The 14,363-nt window shown below is 71.9% G+C and carries 9 protein-coding genes; 7 read left to right on the plus strand and 2 right to left on the minus strand.

Annotated elements, in window-relative coordinates; translation table 11 throughout:
- The first annotated feature begins 25 nt into the window (after positions 1 to 25).
- Together ACZ4D5_RS21880 and ACZ4D5_RS21885 are read left to right on the plus strand one after the other, a co-directional pair.
- The gene (locus ACZ4D5_RS21880) at positions 26 to 3,157 is read left to right on the plus strand and encodes a helix-turn-helix transcriptional regulator (RefSeq protein ID WP_467774053.1); all 3,132 of its coding nucleotides are present in this window, start codon (positions 26 to 28) and stop codon (positions 3,155 to 3,157) included.
- 80 nt (positions 3,158 to 3,237) lie between these two features.
- Entirely contained in the window at positions 3,238 to 3,450 is a 213-nt protein-coding gene (locus tag ACZ4D5_RS21885) for a DUF6191 domain-containing protein (RefSeq protein WP_467774027.1), read from the plus strand.
- A 314-nt stretch (positions 3,451 to 3,764) separates the two neighbouring features.
- On the opposite strand, the gene ACZ4D5_RS21890 is transcribed toward ACZ4D5_RS21885, so the two are convergent.
- On the minus strand, positions 3,765 to 4,913 hold the full coding sequence (locus ACZ4D5_RS21890) for a PQQ-dependent sugar dehydrogenase (RefSeq protein WP_467774028.1): 1,149 nt from the start codon (positions 4,911 to 4,913) through the stop codon (positions 3,765 to 3,767).
- Between the two features lie 131 nt (positions 4,914 to 5,044).
- On the minus strand, positions 5,045 to 6,064 hold the full coding sequence (locus tag ACZ4D5_RS21895; protein WP_467774029.1) for an aldo/keto reductase: 1,020 nt from the start codon (positions 6,062 to 6,064) through the stop codon (positions 5,045 to 5,047).
- 119 nt (positions 6,065 to 6,183) lie between these two features.
- On the opposite strand from ACZ4D5_RS21895, the gene ACZ4D5_RS21900 reads away from it, so the two are divergent.
- The 5 genes from ACZ4D5_RS21900 to ilvC all read left to right on the plus strand — a co-directional run bounded on the left by ACZ4D5_RS21900 (position 6,184) and on the right by ilvC (position 14,241).
- Positions 6,184 to 7,137, plus strand: a complete 954-nt coding sequence (locus ACZ4D5_RS21900) for a 2-hydroxyacid dehydrogenase (RefSeq protein ID WP_467774030.1) — start codon at positions 6,184 to 6,186, stop codon at positions 7,135 to 7,137.
- A 387-nt stretch (positions 7,138 to 7,524) separates the two neighbouring features.
- The gene (locus ACZ4D5_RS21905) at positions 7,525 to 10,509 is read left to right on the plus strand and encodes a putative bifunctional diguanylate cyclase/phosphodiesterase (protein ID WP_467774031.1); all 2,985 of its coding nucleotides are present in this window, start codon (positions 7,525 to 7,527) and stop codon (positions 10,507 to 10,509) included.
- A gap of 237 nt (positions 10,510 to 10,746) precedes the next feature.
- A complete protein-coding gene (locus ACZ4D5_RS21910; RefSeq protein WP_467774032.1) occupies positions 10,747 to 12,594 on the plus strand; it encodes an acetolactate synthase large subunit in 1,848 nt (615 codons plus the stop codon).
- Positions 12,595 to 12,623: 29 nt separating this feature from the next.
- Positions 12,624 to 13,148 (plus strand): acetolactate synthase small subunit, encoded by a 525-nt coding sequence (gene ilvN, locus ACZ4D5_RS21915; protein ID WP_467774033.1) that lies wholly within the window; start codon positions 12,624 to 12,626, stop codon positions 13,146 to 13,148.
- Between the two features lie 94 nt (positions 13,149 to 13,242).
- Entirely contained in the window at positions 13,243 to 14,241 is a 999-nt protein-coding gene (ilvC, locus tag ACZ4D5_RS21920; protein ID WP_362329126.1) for a ketol-acid reductoisomerase, read from the plus strand.
- Positions 14,242 to 14,363 lie beyond the last annotated feature (122 nt).

Below are 14,363 nucleotides of genomic sequence, written 5' to 3' on the forward strand. Positions count from 1 at the left end.
TGCCGCGCGGGCCGCGCACTGTGCGATGCTCGCGGCTGTGGAGACCAGGTCCGTCAGCCCGGTGTTCGTCGGCCGCGCCGACGAACTGGGCGTACTGAACGAAGCGCTCGCCCGTGCCACGGGAACCCCTCTCGGCCTCGCGGAGGCAGGGGGACCCGGCCCGGGCGAGCCGCAGGCGTTGCTGCTCGGCGGCGAGGCGGGCGTCGGCAAGACGCGCCTCGTCGAGGAGTTCACCGAGGCCGCACGGCGGCAGGGCGCCGTCGTCGCGGTCGGCGGCTGCGTCGAGATCGGCGCCGACGGCCTGCCGTTCGCCCCGTTCGCCACCGCCCTGCGCGCGCTGCGCCGGCAGCTGCCCGACGATCTTGCCGCCGCGGCCGAGGGCCAGGAGGAGGAGCTCGCCAGGCTGCTGCCCGAACTGGCCTCCACGGCACCCGGCGCCCACGGCGGCAGGTCCGACGAGCAGGGCATGGCACGCCTCTTCGAACTCACCGCCCGCCTCCTGGAGCGCCTCTCCCGCGACCGCACGGTCGTCGTCGCCCTGGAGGACCTGCACTGGGCCGACGCCTCGACCCGCAACCTCCTCGCCTATCTCTTCCGCACGCTGCGCGGCGGCCGCCTCGTCCTCCTCGCCACCTACCGCGCCGACGACATCCACCGCCGTCACCCGCTGCGCCCCCTGCTCGCCGAGCTGGACCGGCTGCGCACCGTGCGCCGCATCGAGCTCGGCCGCTTCAGCAAGGACGAGGTCGCCCGCCAGATGGCCGGGATACTCGCGGCCGAACCCGAACCGTCCCTGGTGGACGACATATTCGACCGCTCCGACGGCAACGCCTTCTTCGTCGAGGAGCTCGCCGTCGCCTCCCACGGCGGCAGCTGCGCGGACCTGACGGACTCCCTGCGCGACCTGCTCCTGGTGCGCGTCGAGAAACTGCCCGAGGACACCCAGCGGGTGGCACGGATCGTCGCCGAGGGCGGCTCCACCGTCGAGTACGAACTGCTCGCCGAGGCCGCCGGGCTCTCCGAGGACGACCTGATCGAGGCGCTGCGGGCCGCCGTCGGCGCCAACATCCTGCTCGCCTCGCCGGACGGCGACGGCTACCGCTTCCGGCACTCCCTGGTCCGCGAGGCGGTCAGCGACGACCTGCTGCCCGGCGAGCGCTCCCGCATCAACCGCCGCTTCGCCGAGGCCCTGGAGGCGGACCCCTCGCTCGTCGCCGCCGATCAGCGCGCCACCCGCCTCGCCACCTACTGGTACTACGCGCACGACGCCGCCAAGGCCCTGCCCGCCGTCCTCGGCGCCTCCGTCGAGGCCCGCCGTCGGCACGCCTACGCCGAGCAACTGAGCCTGCTGGAAAGGGCGATGGAGCTCTGGGACGCCGTCCCGGAAGCCGTGCGCGAACAGCTCCGCCCCGCCGACTACGTCGAGGGCTACCCCGCCTGCGGCTGCGACCCCGCCACCGCCCCGCTGCGCTATCTCGACCTGATGGCCGAGGCCACCGTCGCCGGTCGGCTCTGCGGCGACCGCGAACGCGCCCTGAAGATCACCAAGCGCGCCCTGCGCCTCCTGGACGGCGAGAACGACCCTGCCCCGAGTTCTCAACGGGGTTCGAACGGAGGGGACCCCCTTCGCTCCGCCTGGTTCTGGATCGCCCGCTCCAGCCTCGTCTCCACCCTGGGCCGCGGCGACGGCTGGGAGGAGATCGCCAAGGCGCAGGAGCTGATGCGGGGGCTGCCGCCCTCCGAGGTGCACGCCGACGTCCTCGTCCACCGCGCCTCCTGGGGCATGCTGCACGACCCGGGCCCGGAGACCATGGCCGCCGCCGAGCGAGCCGTCGAGTACGCCCGCATGGTCAAGGCCGACACGATCGAACTCAACGCCCGCCTCACCCGCGGCAACCTCCTCATCGAGGCCGGTGAGCCGGAGGCCGGCCTCGCGGAGATGTACGAGGTCAGGGACCGCGTCGTCGAACAGGGCCTCGTCGCCAACCTGAGCCGCGCCCACATCAACCTCCCCTCAGCCCTGGAGGGCGTCGGCCGCTCCGCCGAGTCCGTGAAGGTCGCGATGGAGGGCATCGAGTTCTGCCGGAAGTACGGCCTGATGGACACCGAGGGCTGGGTCTGGGGCAATGCCGCCGAGTCCCTGCTCTCCCTCGGCCGCTGGGACGAGGCGTCCGAAGCCGTCGTCCAGACCCACCGCTGCGCGCAGAGCGCCAAGCCCCGCGGCTCGGCCGCGCAGTGCTCCGCGCGCATGGCGCTCTACCGCGGTGACTACGCGGCGGCCACCCGGTACCTCCAGAGCGCCCACCACCACTACGGCAGCCACGACCCGCAGCCGCAGTACATCCTGCCGCTGGCCGCCATCGCCCTCGGCATCGCCGCAGCCGAGGGCCGCGTCCTCGACGGCCGCGCCGAGGTCGAGCGCGGCCTCGCCGCCGGCCTGCCCTTCGGCACCTACAAGTACGGCTGGCCGCTGCTCCTCGCCGCCGCCACGATGGAGGCCGACGCCCGCGGGCTGCCCGCCTCCGAAGCGGGGCGTATCGAGGCCGTCGCCCGCATCCGCGCGGTCACCAAGTCCCTCACCACGCCCATCCCGCTCTGGCGCGCCTACGACGAGTGGACCCGCGCCGAACTCCTGCGCTCCGAGGACCGTGACGGCCCCGCCGACTGGGCCGCCGTCGTCGCCGCCGTCGAACCCCTCGACCGCCCCTACGACCTCGCCCGCGTCCGCCTCCGGCTCGCCGAGTCCCTGCTCGCCCCGGACACCACCGACCGCGGGCGCGCCGCCCAACTGCTGCGCCAGGCAGGGGAGGTGGCCGAACGGCTCGGCGCCCGGCCGCTCGCCGACTCCATCACCGGCCTCGCCCAGCGGGCCCGCCTCACCCTGAACACTGCCGAGTCCGCGCCCGCCCCCGCCGCCCCTGCGGACCCCGCCGAGGCGCTCGGCCTGACCAGCCGGGAGCGGGACGTCCTGCGGCTGGTCGCGGTGGGCCGCAGCAACCGCCAGATCGCCGAGGAGCTCTTCATCTCCCCGAAGACGGCGAGCGTCCACGTCTCCAACATCCTCGCCAAGCTGTCCGTCACCGGCCGAGGCGAGGCCGCGGCCCTCGCCCACCGCCTGCGGCTGTTCCCCGCGGGAGACCAGCCGATGGCCGGTTGACCTGGGCCTTGGCGGCCCCGGCCGGTTTCGGGCGACCTCGCTTACGCTTGACGGCAGGATCTCGGCTCTTGGGAGGCGGAGTGTTCAACGCGATCGAGGCCCTGTTCGCGCCGGGGCGCAAGCACACCGACGACGAGCAGAAGCGCCTGGAGATGACCCGCGTCGACCTCGCCGACGGCGACCCCGGCCGGGGGCCGATCGACCTGACGTCGGGCAAGGTGGTCGTACGCCCACCCGTCCCGTCCCCACGCACCGACGAGACACCGGGTCCCGACGACGCGGGCGACGACTGACCTTCCGACGACGCCTGGCTCTCCGGCGACGCCCGGCCTTCCGGCGACGCCCGGCCTTCCGGCGACGCCCGGCCGTCCGGTGAGGCCCGGCTCTCCGGCGATGCCCGGCCCGCCGGTGACGCGCAGCCGTCCGGTGAGGCCCGGCCCTTCGGCGGTGCCCGGCCTCCCGGTGACGCCCGGCCGTCCCGTGAGGCCCGGCTCTCCGGCGACGCCCGGCCCGCCGGTGACGCGCAGCCGTCCGGTGAGGCCCGGCCCTTCGGCGGTGCCCGGCCTCCCGGTGACGCCCCGGTCCTCCGGCCCGTCCGGCAGTCGAGTTACTTCACCTTCACCTCCAGGATCTTGTCGTCGCCCTTCTCCGGCGTCCCCCGCGAATCCGTCTCGCTCGTGACCACCCAGAGTTTGTCGCCGCCCGCGGCGAGCACCGTGCGCAGTCGGCCGTGTTCGTCGGTCAGGAAGTCCTGTGGCTTCGGGTCGCCTTCCACGCCCCGCACGGGGATGCGCCACAACCGTTTGCCGCCCAGGCCCGCCATCCACACCGAGCCCTTGGCATAGGCGACGCCGCTCGGTGACGCCTCGGACGTCTTCCACACGGCGACCGGGGCGTGGAAACCCTCTCCGCCGTCGCCCTTGCCCTCGACCTCCGGCCAGCCGTAGTTGTCGCCGGCCTTGATCTCGTTCAGCTCGTCCCAGGTGTTCTGGCCGAACTCCGAGGCCCACAGCCGCTTCTCCTCGTCCCAGGCGAGGCCCTGGACATTGCGGTGGCCGTACGAATAGACGGGGGAGTCGTCGAAGGGGTTGTCGGGGGCCGGCTCGCCGTCGGGGGTGATGCGGAGGATCTTGCCGCCCAGGGACTCCTTGTCCTGCGCGAGGCCCGTGTCGCCCGTCTCGCCCGTGCCCGCGTACAGCATCTTGTCCGGGCCGAAGGCGATCCGGCCGCCGTTGTGGATCACGCCCTTGGGGATGCCCTTGAACACCGTGTCGGGCGCGCCCAGTTGTTCGCCGGAGGGCTTCTTCTCGTCGTACAGCATGCGGGCGATGCGGTTGTCGGACTCCGTCGTGAAGTACGCGTACACCATGTGGTCCGACGCGTACGAAGGAGAGAGCGCGAGGCCCATCAGGCCGCCCTCGCCGCCGGGGGAGACGCCGGGGACCGAGCCCAGCTCCGTCTTCTTGCCCGTCCGGCCGTCGACCCGGGTGATCGTCCCCTCGTCGCGCGAGGAGACCAGGAGGTCACCGTCGGGCAGGGCGGCGAGGCCCCATGGGGACTTCAGGTCCGTGGCGAGCGTGCGCGTGACCTTCGCCGAACCCTTCTCCGGTGGGGCCTCCACGCCGGGCTTCCGGGTGGGGGACTGGGCCGACTTCTCGGGCTTCGACGGACTCTTGCCGTTGCCCGGCTCGTCACCGCCCCCGGACGAGCATCCGGCCGCGAACACGAGGGCGACAGCGGCCAACACGGTTGTCACAGCAGGTCGTTGCACGATCAGGATCCCTTCGACGCAGCGCTTCTCCTGTTCATACACCGCTCGCGCCCCGCAGGTTCCCCATCCTCCGCCACGAGATCACGGCCCGCGGCCCAGGTCGGCGCAGACCCCGCTCAGTCCCACGACCCCAGCGCCGCCGGCAGCGCCGCGATCTCCGCCAGGTCCTCCGCCGTCAGCCGCACCGCCGCCGCCCCGGCGTTCTCCACCGCCCAGCGCTCCCGCTTCGCGCCGGGAATCGGCACCACATGCCGCCCCTGTGCCAGCACCCACGCCAGCGCGACCTGCGCCGGAGTCGCCCCGTGCCGCTCCGCCACCCGGCGCAGCCCCACCACCAGCGGCTGGTTGGCCGCCATCATCTCGGCGGTGAAGCGGGGGTGCCGGGCCCGCAGGTCGTCCGGCTCGAAGCCCTGCCCCGGCGTCAGCGTGCCGGTGAGGAAACCATTCCCCAACGGCATCGCCGCGAGGAGACCGACCCCGCGCGCCACACACCACGGCAGCAGCGCGTCCAGCGCCTCGGGCGACCACACCGACAGCTCGGCCTCCACCGCGCTCACCGGAAAGACCTGCTGCACCCGCTCCAACTGCCGGATCGTCAGGTCGTGCAGACCCGCCCCGGGACGCCCCGGCGCGGTACGCCGATGAGCGCGAGCCCCCACCGCGCACAGCCCCAGCGCCCGCACCTTCCCCGCGGCGACGAGCTCGGCCATCGCCCCCCAGGTCTCCTCGATGGGCACCTCGGGGTCGGCGCGGTGCAGCTGGTACAGGTCGATGGTCTCCGTCTGCAGCCGCCGCAGCGAGGCGTCGCAGGCCCGCTTCACATAGCCGGGGCGGCCGTTGGCGACGATGTGCTGCTCGCCCACGAGCAGCCCGCACTTCGTCGACACGAACGCCTCGGCACGCCGCTCCTTCAGCACCCTGCCGATCAGCAGCTCATTGGTGAACGGCCCGTACATGTCCGCCGTGTCCAGCAGCGTCCGGCCGTCGCCCCCGGCGGCGTCCAACGCGGCGTGCACGGTGCGCAAGGACGTGTCGCCCCGCTGCCGTGAGCCGGTGTACGCCCAGCTCATCGGCATGCAGCCGAGTCCGACGGCGCCCACTTCGAGCGCCCCCGCGCCGATCGTCCTGCGGTCCACCTGGCCGTGCCCTCCCCACTCCTCGTCCGGAGATCACCCAAACTAACCGCTGCCGTCCCGGCCCCGAGCGCTGCCTCCCCGACGGCGGCGTTCCACCGGTGCGCACTAGCCTCCTGGCCATGACGACAGACGTATGGCTTCCGTTCGAAGCGCACGACATCCAAGGGCTCCCCGAGGCGTCGGAAGCGGGGCTCGACTACCGCTTCTGGGACGGTGGCCCGGACTTCCCCGCGGACCCGGCCGACTGCGCCTTCTACGTGGTGCCCTACATGAAGAGCACGGAGATCGCCGTACGCCCCCTGTCCGCGATGACGTCCGTGCGCGTCGTACAGACCCTGACCGCGGGCATCGACCACGTGGAACCCGGGCTCAAGTTCCTGGCGCCCGGTGTGCGGTTGTGCAACGCGCGCGGAGTGCACGAGACCAGCACCGCCGAGCTCGCCCTCACCCTGACCCTCGCCGCCCTGCGGGGCGTCCCGCGCTTCGTGGAGGGGCAGCGGCAGGAGGAGTGGCGGTCCGGGTTCTATCCGGCGCTCGCCGACAAGTCCGTGCTCATCATTGGTTACGGATCGATCGGTTCCGCAATCGAGGACAGGCTCACCCCCTTCGAATGCGCGCGGGTGGCGCGCGTCGCGCGCTCCGGCCGTGCCACGGAGCGCGGTCCCGTGCACCCGCTCGCCGAGCTGCCGTCCCTGCTGCCCGGCGCGGACGTCGTCATCCTCTCCACGCCGCTCACCGAGACCACACGCGGCCTGGTGGGAGAGGACTTCCTGGCCCGCATGAAGGACGGCGCGCTGCTCGTGAACGTCGCCCGCGGCCCCGTCGTCGACACCAAGGCGCTCGTCGCCGAACTGGAGTCGGGGCGCATCACCGCCGCTCTCGACGTGACCGACCCGGAACCGCTGCCCGCAGGTCACCCGCTGTGGCACGCTCCCGGAGTGCTCATCAGTCCGCACGTGGGCGGATCGTCGTCCGCGTTCCTGCCCCGCGCCAAGCGCCTGCTGGCGGCGCAGCTGACCGCGTACGTCGCCGGACGTCCACTGGACAACATCGTGCTGACCACGGGCAGTTGATCAACCGGGGTCGCTTTGTGCACGCTCCGCACCCGCATGCGTGCGCCACGTGTCCGCTTCCTGTCCGACAGTCACGCAGCGTAGAGAAGCTATGTCCCTGAGTGACGAGACTGGTGTATCGTCCCGACAGGGGATGCGCCGTGGACCCGTTCGGCGCAGGGGATGAGACATCAGACTGCGAGGGGGGCGACGGGCGATGCACGGCCTATGGGCGAACGATCCGACGCGGCGGGACCGCCGCCGGCGACTCACACGCGCACCGGCCCGCAGACGCAGGCGCGGCGGGAGCCGCACGAGCGCTCGGCGCCGGACGCATCAGCGCCAGTGCCGGCCAGGCCGACGCGAGGGCCGGACGGACACGGGGGCGGCGCGGAGCAGGGCGGCCCGGTGAGCGCCCGCCCGTCCTCCGCCACCGTCCTCGAAGGGGGCGTGGCGACGGCGCCGCTGCCGCCCGGGGCGCCGCTGACCCGGCGACCCCTGCCCGGCGGCCGCGGCCTCGTCTCCCAGCTGGCGCTGCTGCTGATCTGTGGGGCGTACGCCACCGGCTCGGCGCTCGGCTGGGGATCGCACCGACTCGCCCTGATCATGGGCGACTTCGGGCTGAGCGTCGCCGCCGCGGCCGCCGCGATCTCCTGTTTCCGCTACTCCCGCACGCGCCGCAGCCGGTTTCGACCCGCATGGCTGCTGTTCGCGCTCTCCTCCGCGATGGCAGCGATCGGCAACGCGGTATGGGGCTGGTACGAGGTCGTCCTCGAGCGCCCCGTGCCGAGCCCCGGCCTCGCCGACCTGTTCTTCCTGTGCTTCGCCCCGCCCGCCATCATCGGCCTGCTCGTGCTCGCCAAGCGCCCGGTGACGAAGGCGGGTTGGGTCTGCCTCGCCCTCGACTCCTGGCTGATCGGGGGCTCGCTCCTCACGCTCTCCTGGAGCCTGGCCCTCGCGCACACCGCGCAGTTCGAAGGCCAGAGCGTCGCGCACGCCGCGCTGTCGCTCGCCTATCCGCTCCTCGACATCGCGCTGGTCAGCATGGTCCTCGCGCTGCACTTCAGACGGTCGTCGGCCAACCGCACCGCGGTGAACACCGCGATCGGCGCGCTGGCCCTGACCGTCATGTGCGACGCGCTCTTCACCTCGCCGCTGCTGCACGCCAGCTACCGCTCGGGCCAGATGCTGGACGCCGGCTGGTTCGCGGGCTCGCTCCTCCTCGCGTACGCCCCATGGGCCGCCCCCTGGCACGCGCGCGGGGGATACGGACAGGCCCACGCGCGCGTGCAGTACGACAGCGGGCCCGAGGAGCAGCAGCGGGCCGCCGCGACCCGTCCGATCGCCGGATCGCTGGCCGCCCTCACGCCGTACCTGGCCGCCGCCGTCTGTACGTTGGGGATCCTCTACAACGTACTGAGCGGCCGCAGCGTCGACCGCGTCGTGCTCTTCACCGCGGGCACCGTCGTGCTCGCCCTCGTGGTGCGGCAGGGGATCATGCTCCTGGACAACATCACGCTCACCCAGGAGCTGGCCCAGAAGGAGAACCACTTCCGGTCCCTGGTGCAGGGTTCCAGCGACGTCATCATGATCGCCGCGCCGAACGGCATCCTCCGATACGTCAGCCCGGCCGCCGCCGGGGTCTACGGCCGCGACGCCGAAGAGCTCGTCGGCTCCGAACTGGCCTCGCTGATGCACCCCGAGGACCTCGGCCGGGTCGTCCACGAGGTCCGCAGGTTCCTCGCCGCCAACCCCGTCGAGGAACCGACCACCCGCATCGAGTGCCGCTTCAAGTCCGGCGACGGCGACTGGCTGAACGTGGAGTCCACCGTCAACCGCCACCAGGGCGGCCTCATCTTCAACAGCAGGGACGTCACCGAACGGGTCCGCCTCCAGGCGCAGTTGCAGCACAACGCCGAGCACGACCCGCTCACCGACCTGCCCAACCGCGCCCTGTTCACCCGGCGCGTGGGTCAGGCGCTGACCGGCCGCAGAGCGACCGACCGCGGCACGGCGGTGCTCTTCATCGACCTCGACGGCTTCAAGGCGGTCAACGACACCATCGGACACCAGGCCGGTGACGAACTGCTCATCCAGGCCGCGCGCAGACTTCAGGAGGCGGTGCGTTCGGGCGACACCGCCTCCCGGCTCGGCGGCGATGAGTTCGCGGCCCTCATCGTCGGCGACGGGAGCAGAGACCACGCCGCGAGAGAACAGCACATCTTCGAGCTCGCCGACCGGCTGAGAATCACCCTGTCCCAGCCCTACGTCATCGACGGGAACGACGTACGCGTCGCGGCGTCCATCGGCGTGTCCTTCGCCGAACCGGGCATCAGCGCGGGGGAGTTGCTGCGCAACGCCGACCTCGCGATGTACCGCGCCAAGGCCGCGGGCAAGGGCCGCGTCGAGCTGTACGCCCCCCAGATGCAGGCCGACGTCGTCCGCAAGGCGGAGCTCGCGACGCGGCTGCGCGCCGCCCTGCACGACGGCGAGTTCGCGCTGCTCCACCAGCCCGTGGTCTGTCTCGACGACGGCCGGATCACGTCGGTCGCGGCACAGGCGCGCTGGCGCTCGGCGCAGGGCATCCTCTTCACGCCCGCCGAGTTCCTGCGGGTGTCCGAGGGCGGCGACGGCCAGGACGGCGACCGCGCCACCGAGCTCGGCCGCTGGATGCTCGAAGAGGCCGTCGAGCAGGCCGCCGAGCGCGGCCGCACCGGCCACGCGGTGCCTGTCGCGGTGCGGATGAGCGCGCGCCGCCTGCTGGACCGGTCCATGCCGCTCGGCTCCATCGAGGCGCTCCTGACCCGGCACGGCCTGCCCTCCGGCGCGCTCATCATCGAGCTCGCCGACAGCGACCCCCGGGTCTCCCTGGACGAGCTGGAGCGCCGCCTGACGGGCCTGCGCCGACTCGGCGTACGCATCGCGCTCGACGGCTTCGGCAGCGGGTACGCGGCGATCACGGCCCTGCGCCGGCTCCCCGTGGACGTACTGAAGCTGGACCGCAGCCTCATCGAGGGCGTCGTCGAGTCCGCGCGGCTGCACAAGATCACCTCAGGGCTGCTCCGCATCGCCAACGACCTCGGGCTGCTCTCCGTGGCCGACGGCGTCGACCTGCCCGAGCAGGTGGTCGCCCTGCGCGCGATGGGCTGCACGCACGGGCAGGGCATGGCGTTCTCCGGGCCCCTGGACGAGTACCGGCTGCGCCGGGCGCTCACGATGGGCGAGTACCCGGTGCCGCGCTGCCCGGCCGAGCCGGTGTTCGCGGGCGGGCCCCCGGGGGCGTACGGGGGCGGCCCTTCGGCGGCCTTCGGAAGCGGCCCTTCCGGGAAGTACGCGGGCGGCTCCTCGCCCTTCGCCCGCTCACATAATGAGACCCCCGTCCCACCTACTTGACAGGTGCAGCGTGCCGGGGGGAGGGTCAATGCCATGCGCACCCGAATTCTCGTACTTGGAAAGCGCGTCGGCTGAAGCTGGGACTGACCGGTCCGAACACACCGGAATCCCCAGCGACCGCACCCGGCGCGCTCCCCTCGCTTGCCTCACGGCACGAGGGGTTTTTTGTTGCACTGGCACCTGCCAAACCCCCGCAAACACCCCGCAAAAACCCTCAGCTTCGAGAAGAGAATGCCGATGACCGAGCAGGCCACCGGGGCCCACCATCCGCAGCCGCGGCCCCGATCCTCAGGACAGCAGTCCGCCCCCGTCGAGCACGTCACGGGCGCGCAGTCCCTCATTCGTTCTCTCGAGGAAGTCGGGGCCGACACGGTGTTCGGCATTCCCGGCGGCGCCATCCTTCCCGCGTACGACCCGATGATGGACTCCACCCGGGTGCGGCACGTCCTGGTCAGGCACGAGCAGGGCGCGGGTCACGCGGCCACCGGATACGCGCAGGCCACCGGCAAGGTCGGCGTCTGCATGGCGACGAGCGGCCCCGGCGCCACCAACCTGGTCACCCCGATCGCCGACGCCCACATGGACTCCGTCCCGATGGTCGCGATCACCGGTCAGGTGGCCTCCAAGGCGATCGGCACGGACGCCTTCCAGGAGGCGGACATCGTCGGCATCACGATGCCCATCACCAAGCACAACTTCCTGGTCACCAAGGCCGAGGACATCCCGCGGACCATCGCCGAGGCGTTCCACATCGCCTCCACCGGGCGCCCCGGCCCCGTCCTCGTGGACATCGCGAAGGACGCGCTGCAGGCGCGGACGACGTTCTCCTGGCCGCCGCAGCAGGACCTGCCCGGCTACCGCCCGGTGACCAAGCCGCACGCCAAGCAGATCCGCGAGGCCGCCAAGCTCATCACCGCGGCCAGGCGCCCGGTCCTGTACGTCGGCGGCGGCGTCCTGAAGGCCCGGGCCACCGCCGAGCTGAAGGTCCTGGCAGAGCTCACCGGAGCGCCCGTCACCACCACACTGATGGCGCTCGGCGCATTCCCCGACAGCCACCCGCTGCACGTCGGAATGCCGGGCATGCACGGTGCGGTCACCGCCGTCACCGCGCTGCAGAAGGCCGACCTGATCGTCGCCCTCGGAGCCCGATTCGACGACCGCGTCACCGGCAAGCTGGACAGCTTCGCCCCGTACGCGAAGATCGTCCACGCCGACATCGACCCGGCCGAGATCGGCAAGAACCGCGCCGCCGACGTGCCGATCGTCGGTGACGCGCGCGAGGTCATCGCCGACCTCGTCCAGGCCGTCCAGGCCGAGCACACCGAGGGCCACACGGGCGACTACACCGCATGGTGGGCCGACCTCAACCGCTGGCGCGAGACCTACCCGCTGGGCTACACGCAGCCCGAGGACGGCTCGCTCTCCCCGCAGCAGGTCATCGAGCGCATCGGCCAACTCGCCCCGGAGGACACGATCTTCGCGGCGGGCGTCGGCCAGCACCAGATGTGGGCCGCGCACTTCATCGAGTACGAGAAGCCCGCGACCTGGCTCAACTCCGGCGGCGCCGGGACGATGGGGTACGCGGTCCCGGCCGCGATGGGCGCCAAGGCCGGACAGCCCGACCGGACGGTCTGGGCGATCGACGGCGACGGCTGCTTCCAGATGACCAATCAGGAGCTCACCACCTGCGCCCTGAACAACATCCCGATCAAGGTCGCCATCATCAACAACGGCGCCCTCGGGATGGTCCGCCAGTGGCAGACGCTGTTCTACAACCAGCGTTACTCCAACACCGTCCTGCACAGCGGTCCCGAGGACATCGGCCCTAACAAGGGCACCCGCGTCCCGGACTTCGTGAAGCTGTCGGAGGCCATGGGCTGCGTGGCGCTGCGCTGCGAGCGCCCCGAGGACCTCGACAAGGTCATCGCCGAGGCCAACGCCATCAACGACCGCCCCGTCGTGGTCGACTTCATCGTCCACGAGGACGCCCAGGTCTGGCCGATGGTCGCGGCCGGCACCTCGAACGACGAGGTCATGGCGGCCCGGGGCGTCCGCCCCGACTTCGGCGACAACGAAGACGACTGAGACCGAGAGCGAAAGAGAGACCCACCGCCATGTCCAAGCACACGCTCTCCGTCCTGGTCGAGAACACCCCCGGCATCCTCGCCCGGATCGCCGCCCTGTTCTCGCGCCGCGGCTTCAACATCGACTCGCTCGCCGTGGGCGTCACCGAGCACCCCGACATCTCCCGCATCACCATCGTCGTGAATGTCGAGGACCTGCCGCTCGAACAGGTCACGAAGCAGCTCAACAAGCTCGTCAACGTCCTGAAGATCGTCGAACTGGAGCCGGGCGCCGCCGTCGCCCGCGAACTCGTCCTGGCGAAGGTCCGCGCCGACAACGAGACCCGCTCCCAGATCGTCGAGATCGTCCAGCTGTTCCGCGCCAAGACCGTGGACGTCTCCCCGGAGGCGGTCACCATCGAGGCCACCGGCAGCAGCGACAAGCTGGAGGCCATGCTCAAGATGCTGGAGCCCTTCGGCATCAAGGAGCTCGTCCAGTCCGGCACCATCGCGATCGGCCGCGGCTCCCGCTCCATCACGGACCGCAGCCTGCGGGCGCTCGACCGGACCGCGTGAGCGCATTCCGGACCGCATGGCGAGACCGGCAAACTTTCCTTCCCCCGCCCGCCGTACGGTGGGACGCAACACCAGCACACATAGGAGATTCCCAGTGGCCGAGCTGTTCTACGACGACGACGCCGACCTGTCCATCATCCAGGGCCGCAAGGTCGCGGTCATCGGCTACGGCAGCCAGGGCCACGCCCACGCGCTGTCGCTGCGTGACTCGGGTGTCGACGTCCGCGTCGGTCTGCACGAGGGCTCCAAGTCCAAGACCAAGGCCGAGGAGCAGGGCCTGCGGGTCGTCACCCCCTCCGAGGCGGCGGCCGAGGCCGACGTCATCATGATCCTGGTGCCGGACCCGATCCAGGCCCAGGTCTACGAGGAGTCCATCAAGGACAACCTCAAGGACGGCGACGCCCTGTTCTTCGGCCACGGCCTGAACATCCGCTACGGCTTCATCAAGCCCCCGGCCGGCGTCGACGTCGCCATGGTCGCCCCCAAGGGCCCGGGCCACCTCGTCCGTCGCCAGTACGAGGAGGGCCGCGGCGTCCCGTGCATCGCGGCCGTCGAGCAGGACGCCACCGGCAACGGCTTCCCGCTGGCGCTCTCGTACGCCAAGGGCATCGGCGGCACGCGTGCGGGCGTCATCAAGACGACCTTCACCGAGGAGACCGAGACCGACCTGTTCGGCGAGCAGGCCGTGCTCTGCGGCGGCACCGCCGCGCTGGTCAAGGCGGGCTTCGAGACGCTGACCGAGGCCGGCTACCAGCCGGAGATCGCGTACTTCGAGTGCCTCCACGAGCTGAAGCTGATCGTGGACCTCATGTACGAGGGCGGCCTGGAGAAGATGCGCTGGTCCGTCTCCGAGACCGCCGAGTGGGGCGACTACATCACCGGCCCGCGGATCATCACGGACGCCACCAAGGCCGAGATGAAGAAGGTCCTCGCGGAGATCCAGGACGGCACGTTCGCCAAGAACTGGATGGACGAGTACCACGGCGGTCTGAAGAAGTACAACGAGTACAAGACCCAGGACGAGAACCACCTCCTGGAGACCACGGGCAAGGAGCTGCGCAAGCTGATGTCCTGGGTCAACGACGACGAGTGAGGGTGCCGGGGTGGGGGGGGGGGGCCCCGGCCCCCCCCCCCCCCCCCACCCGCCCGGCGACTTCCCCCGGCTCGCCCAGCCGCACCCCGGCCCCCCCAGCCGCGACAAAAAAACAATCCCGA

Source organism: Streptomyces sp. NPDC025651 (assembly GCF_055558735.1).

Coding starts and splice junctions, on each gene's coding strand:
- ACZ4D5_RS21880 (WP_467774053.1), top strand. CDS start 26: ATGCTCGCGGCTGTGGAGACCAGGTCCGTCAGCCCGGTGTTCGTCGGC.
- ACZ4D5_RS21900 (WP_467774030.1), top strand. CDS start 6,184: ATGACGACAGACGTATGGCTTCCGTTCGAAGCGCACGACATCCAAGGG.
- ACZ4D5_RS21910 (WP_467774032.1), top strand. CDS start 10,747: ATGACCGAGCAGGCCACCGGGGCCCACCATCCGCAGCCGCGGCCCCGA.
- ilvN (WP_467774033.1), top strand. CDS start 12,624: ATGTCCAAGCACACGCTCTCCGTCCTGGTCGAGAACACCCCCGGCATC.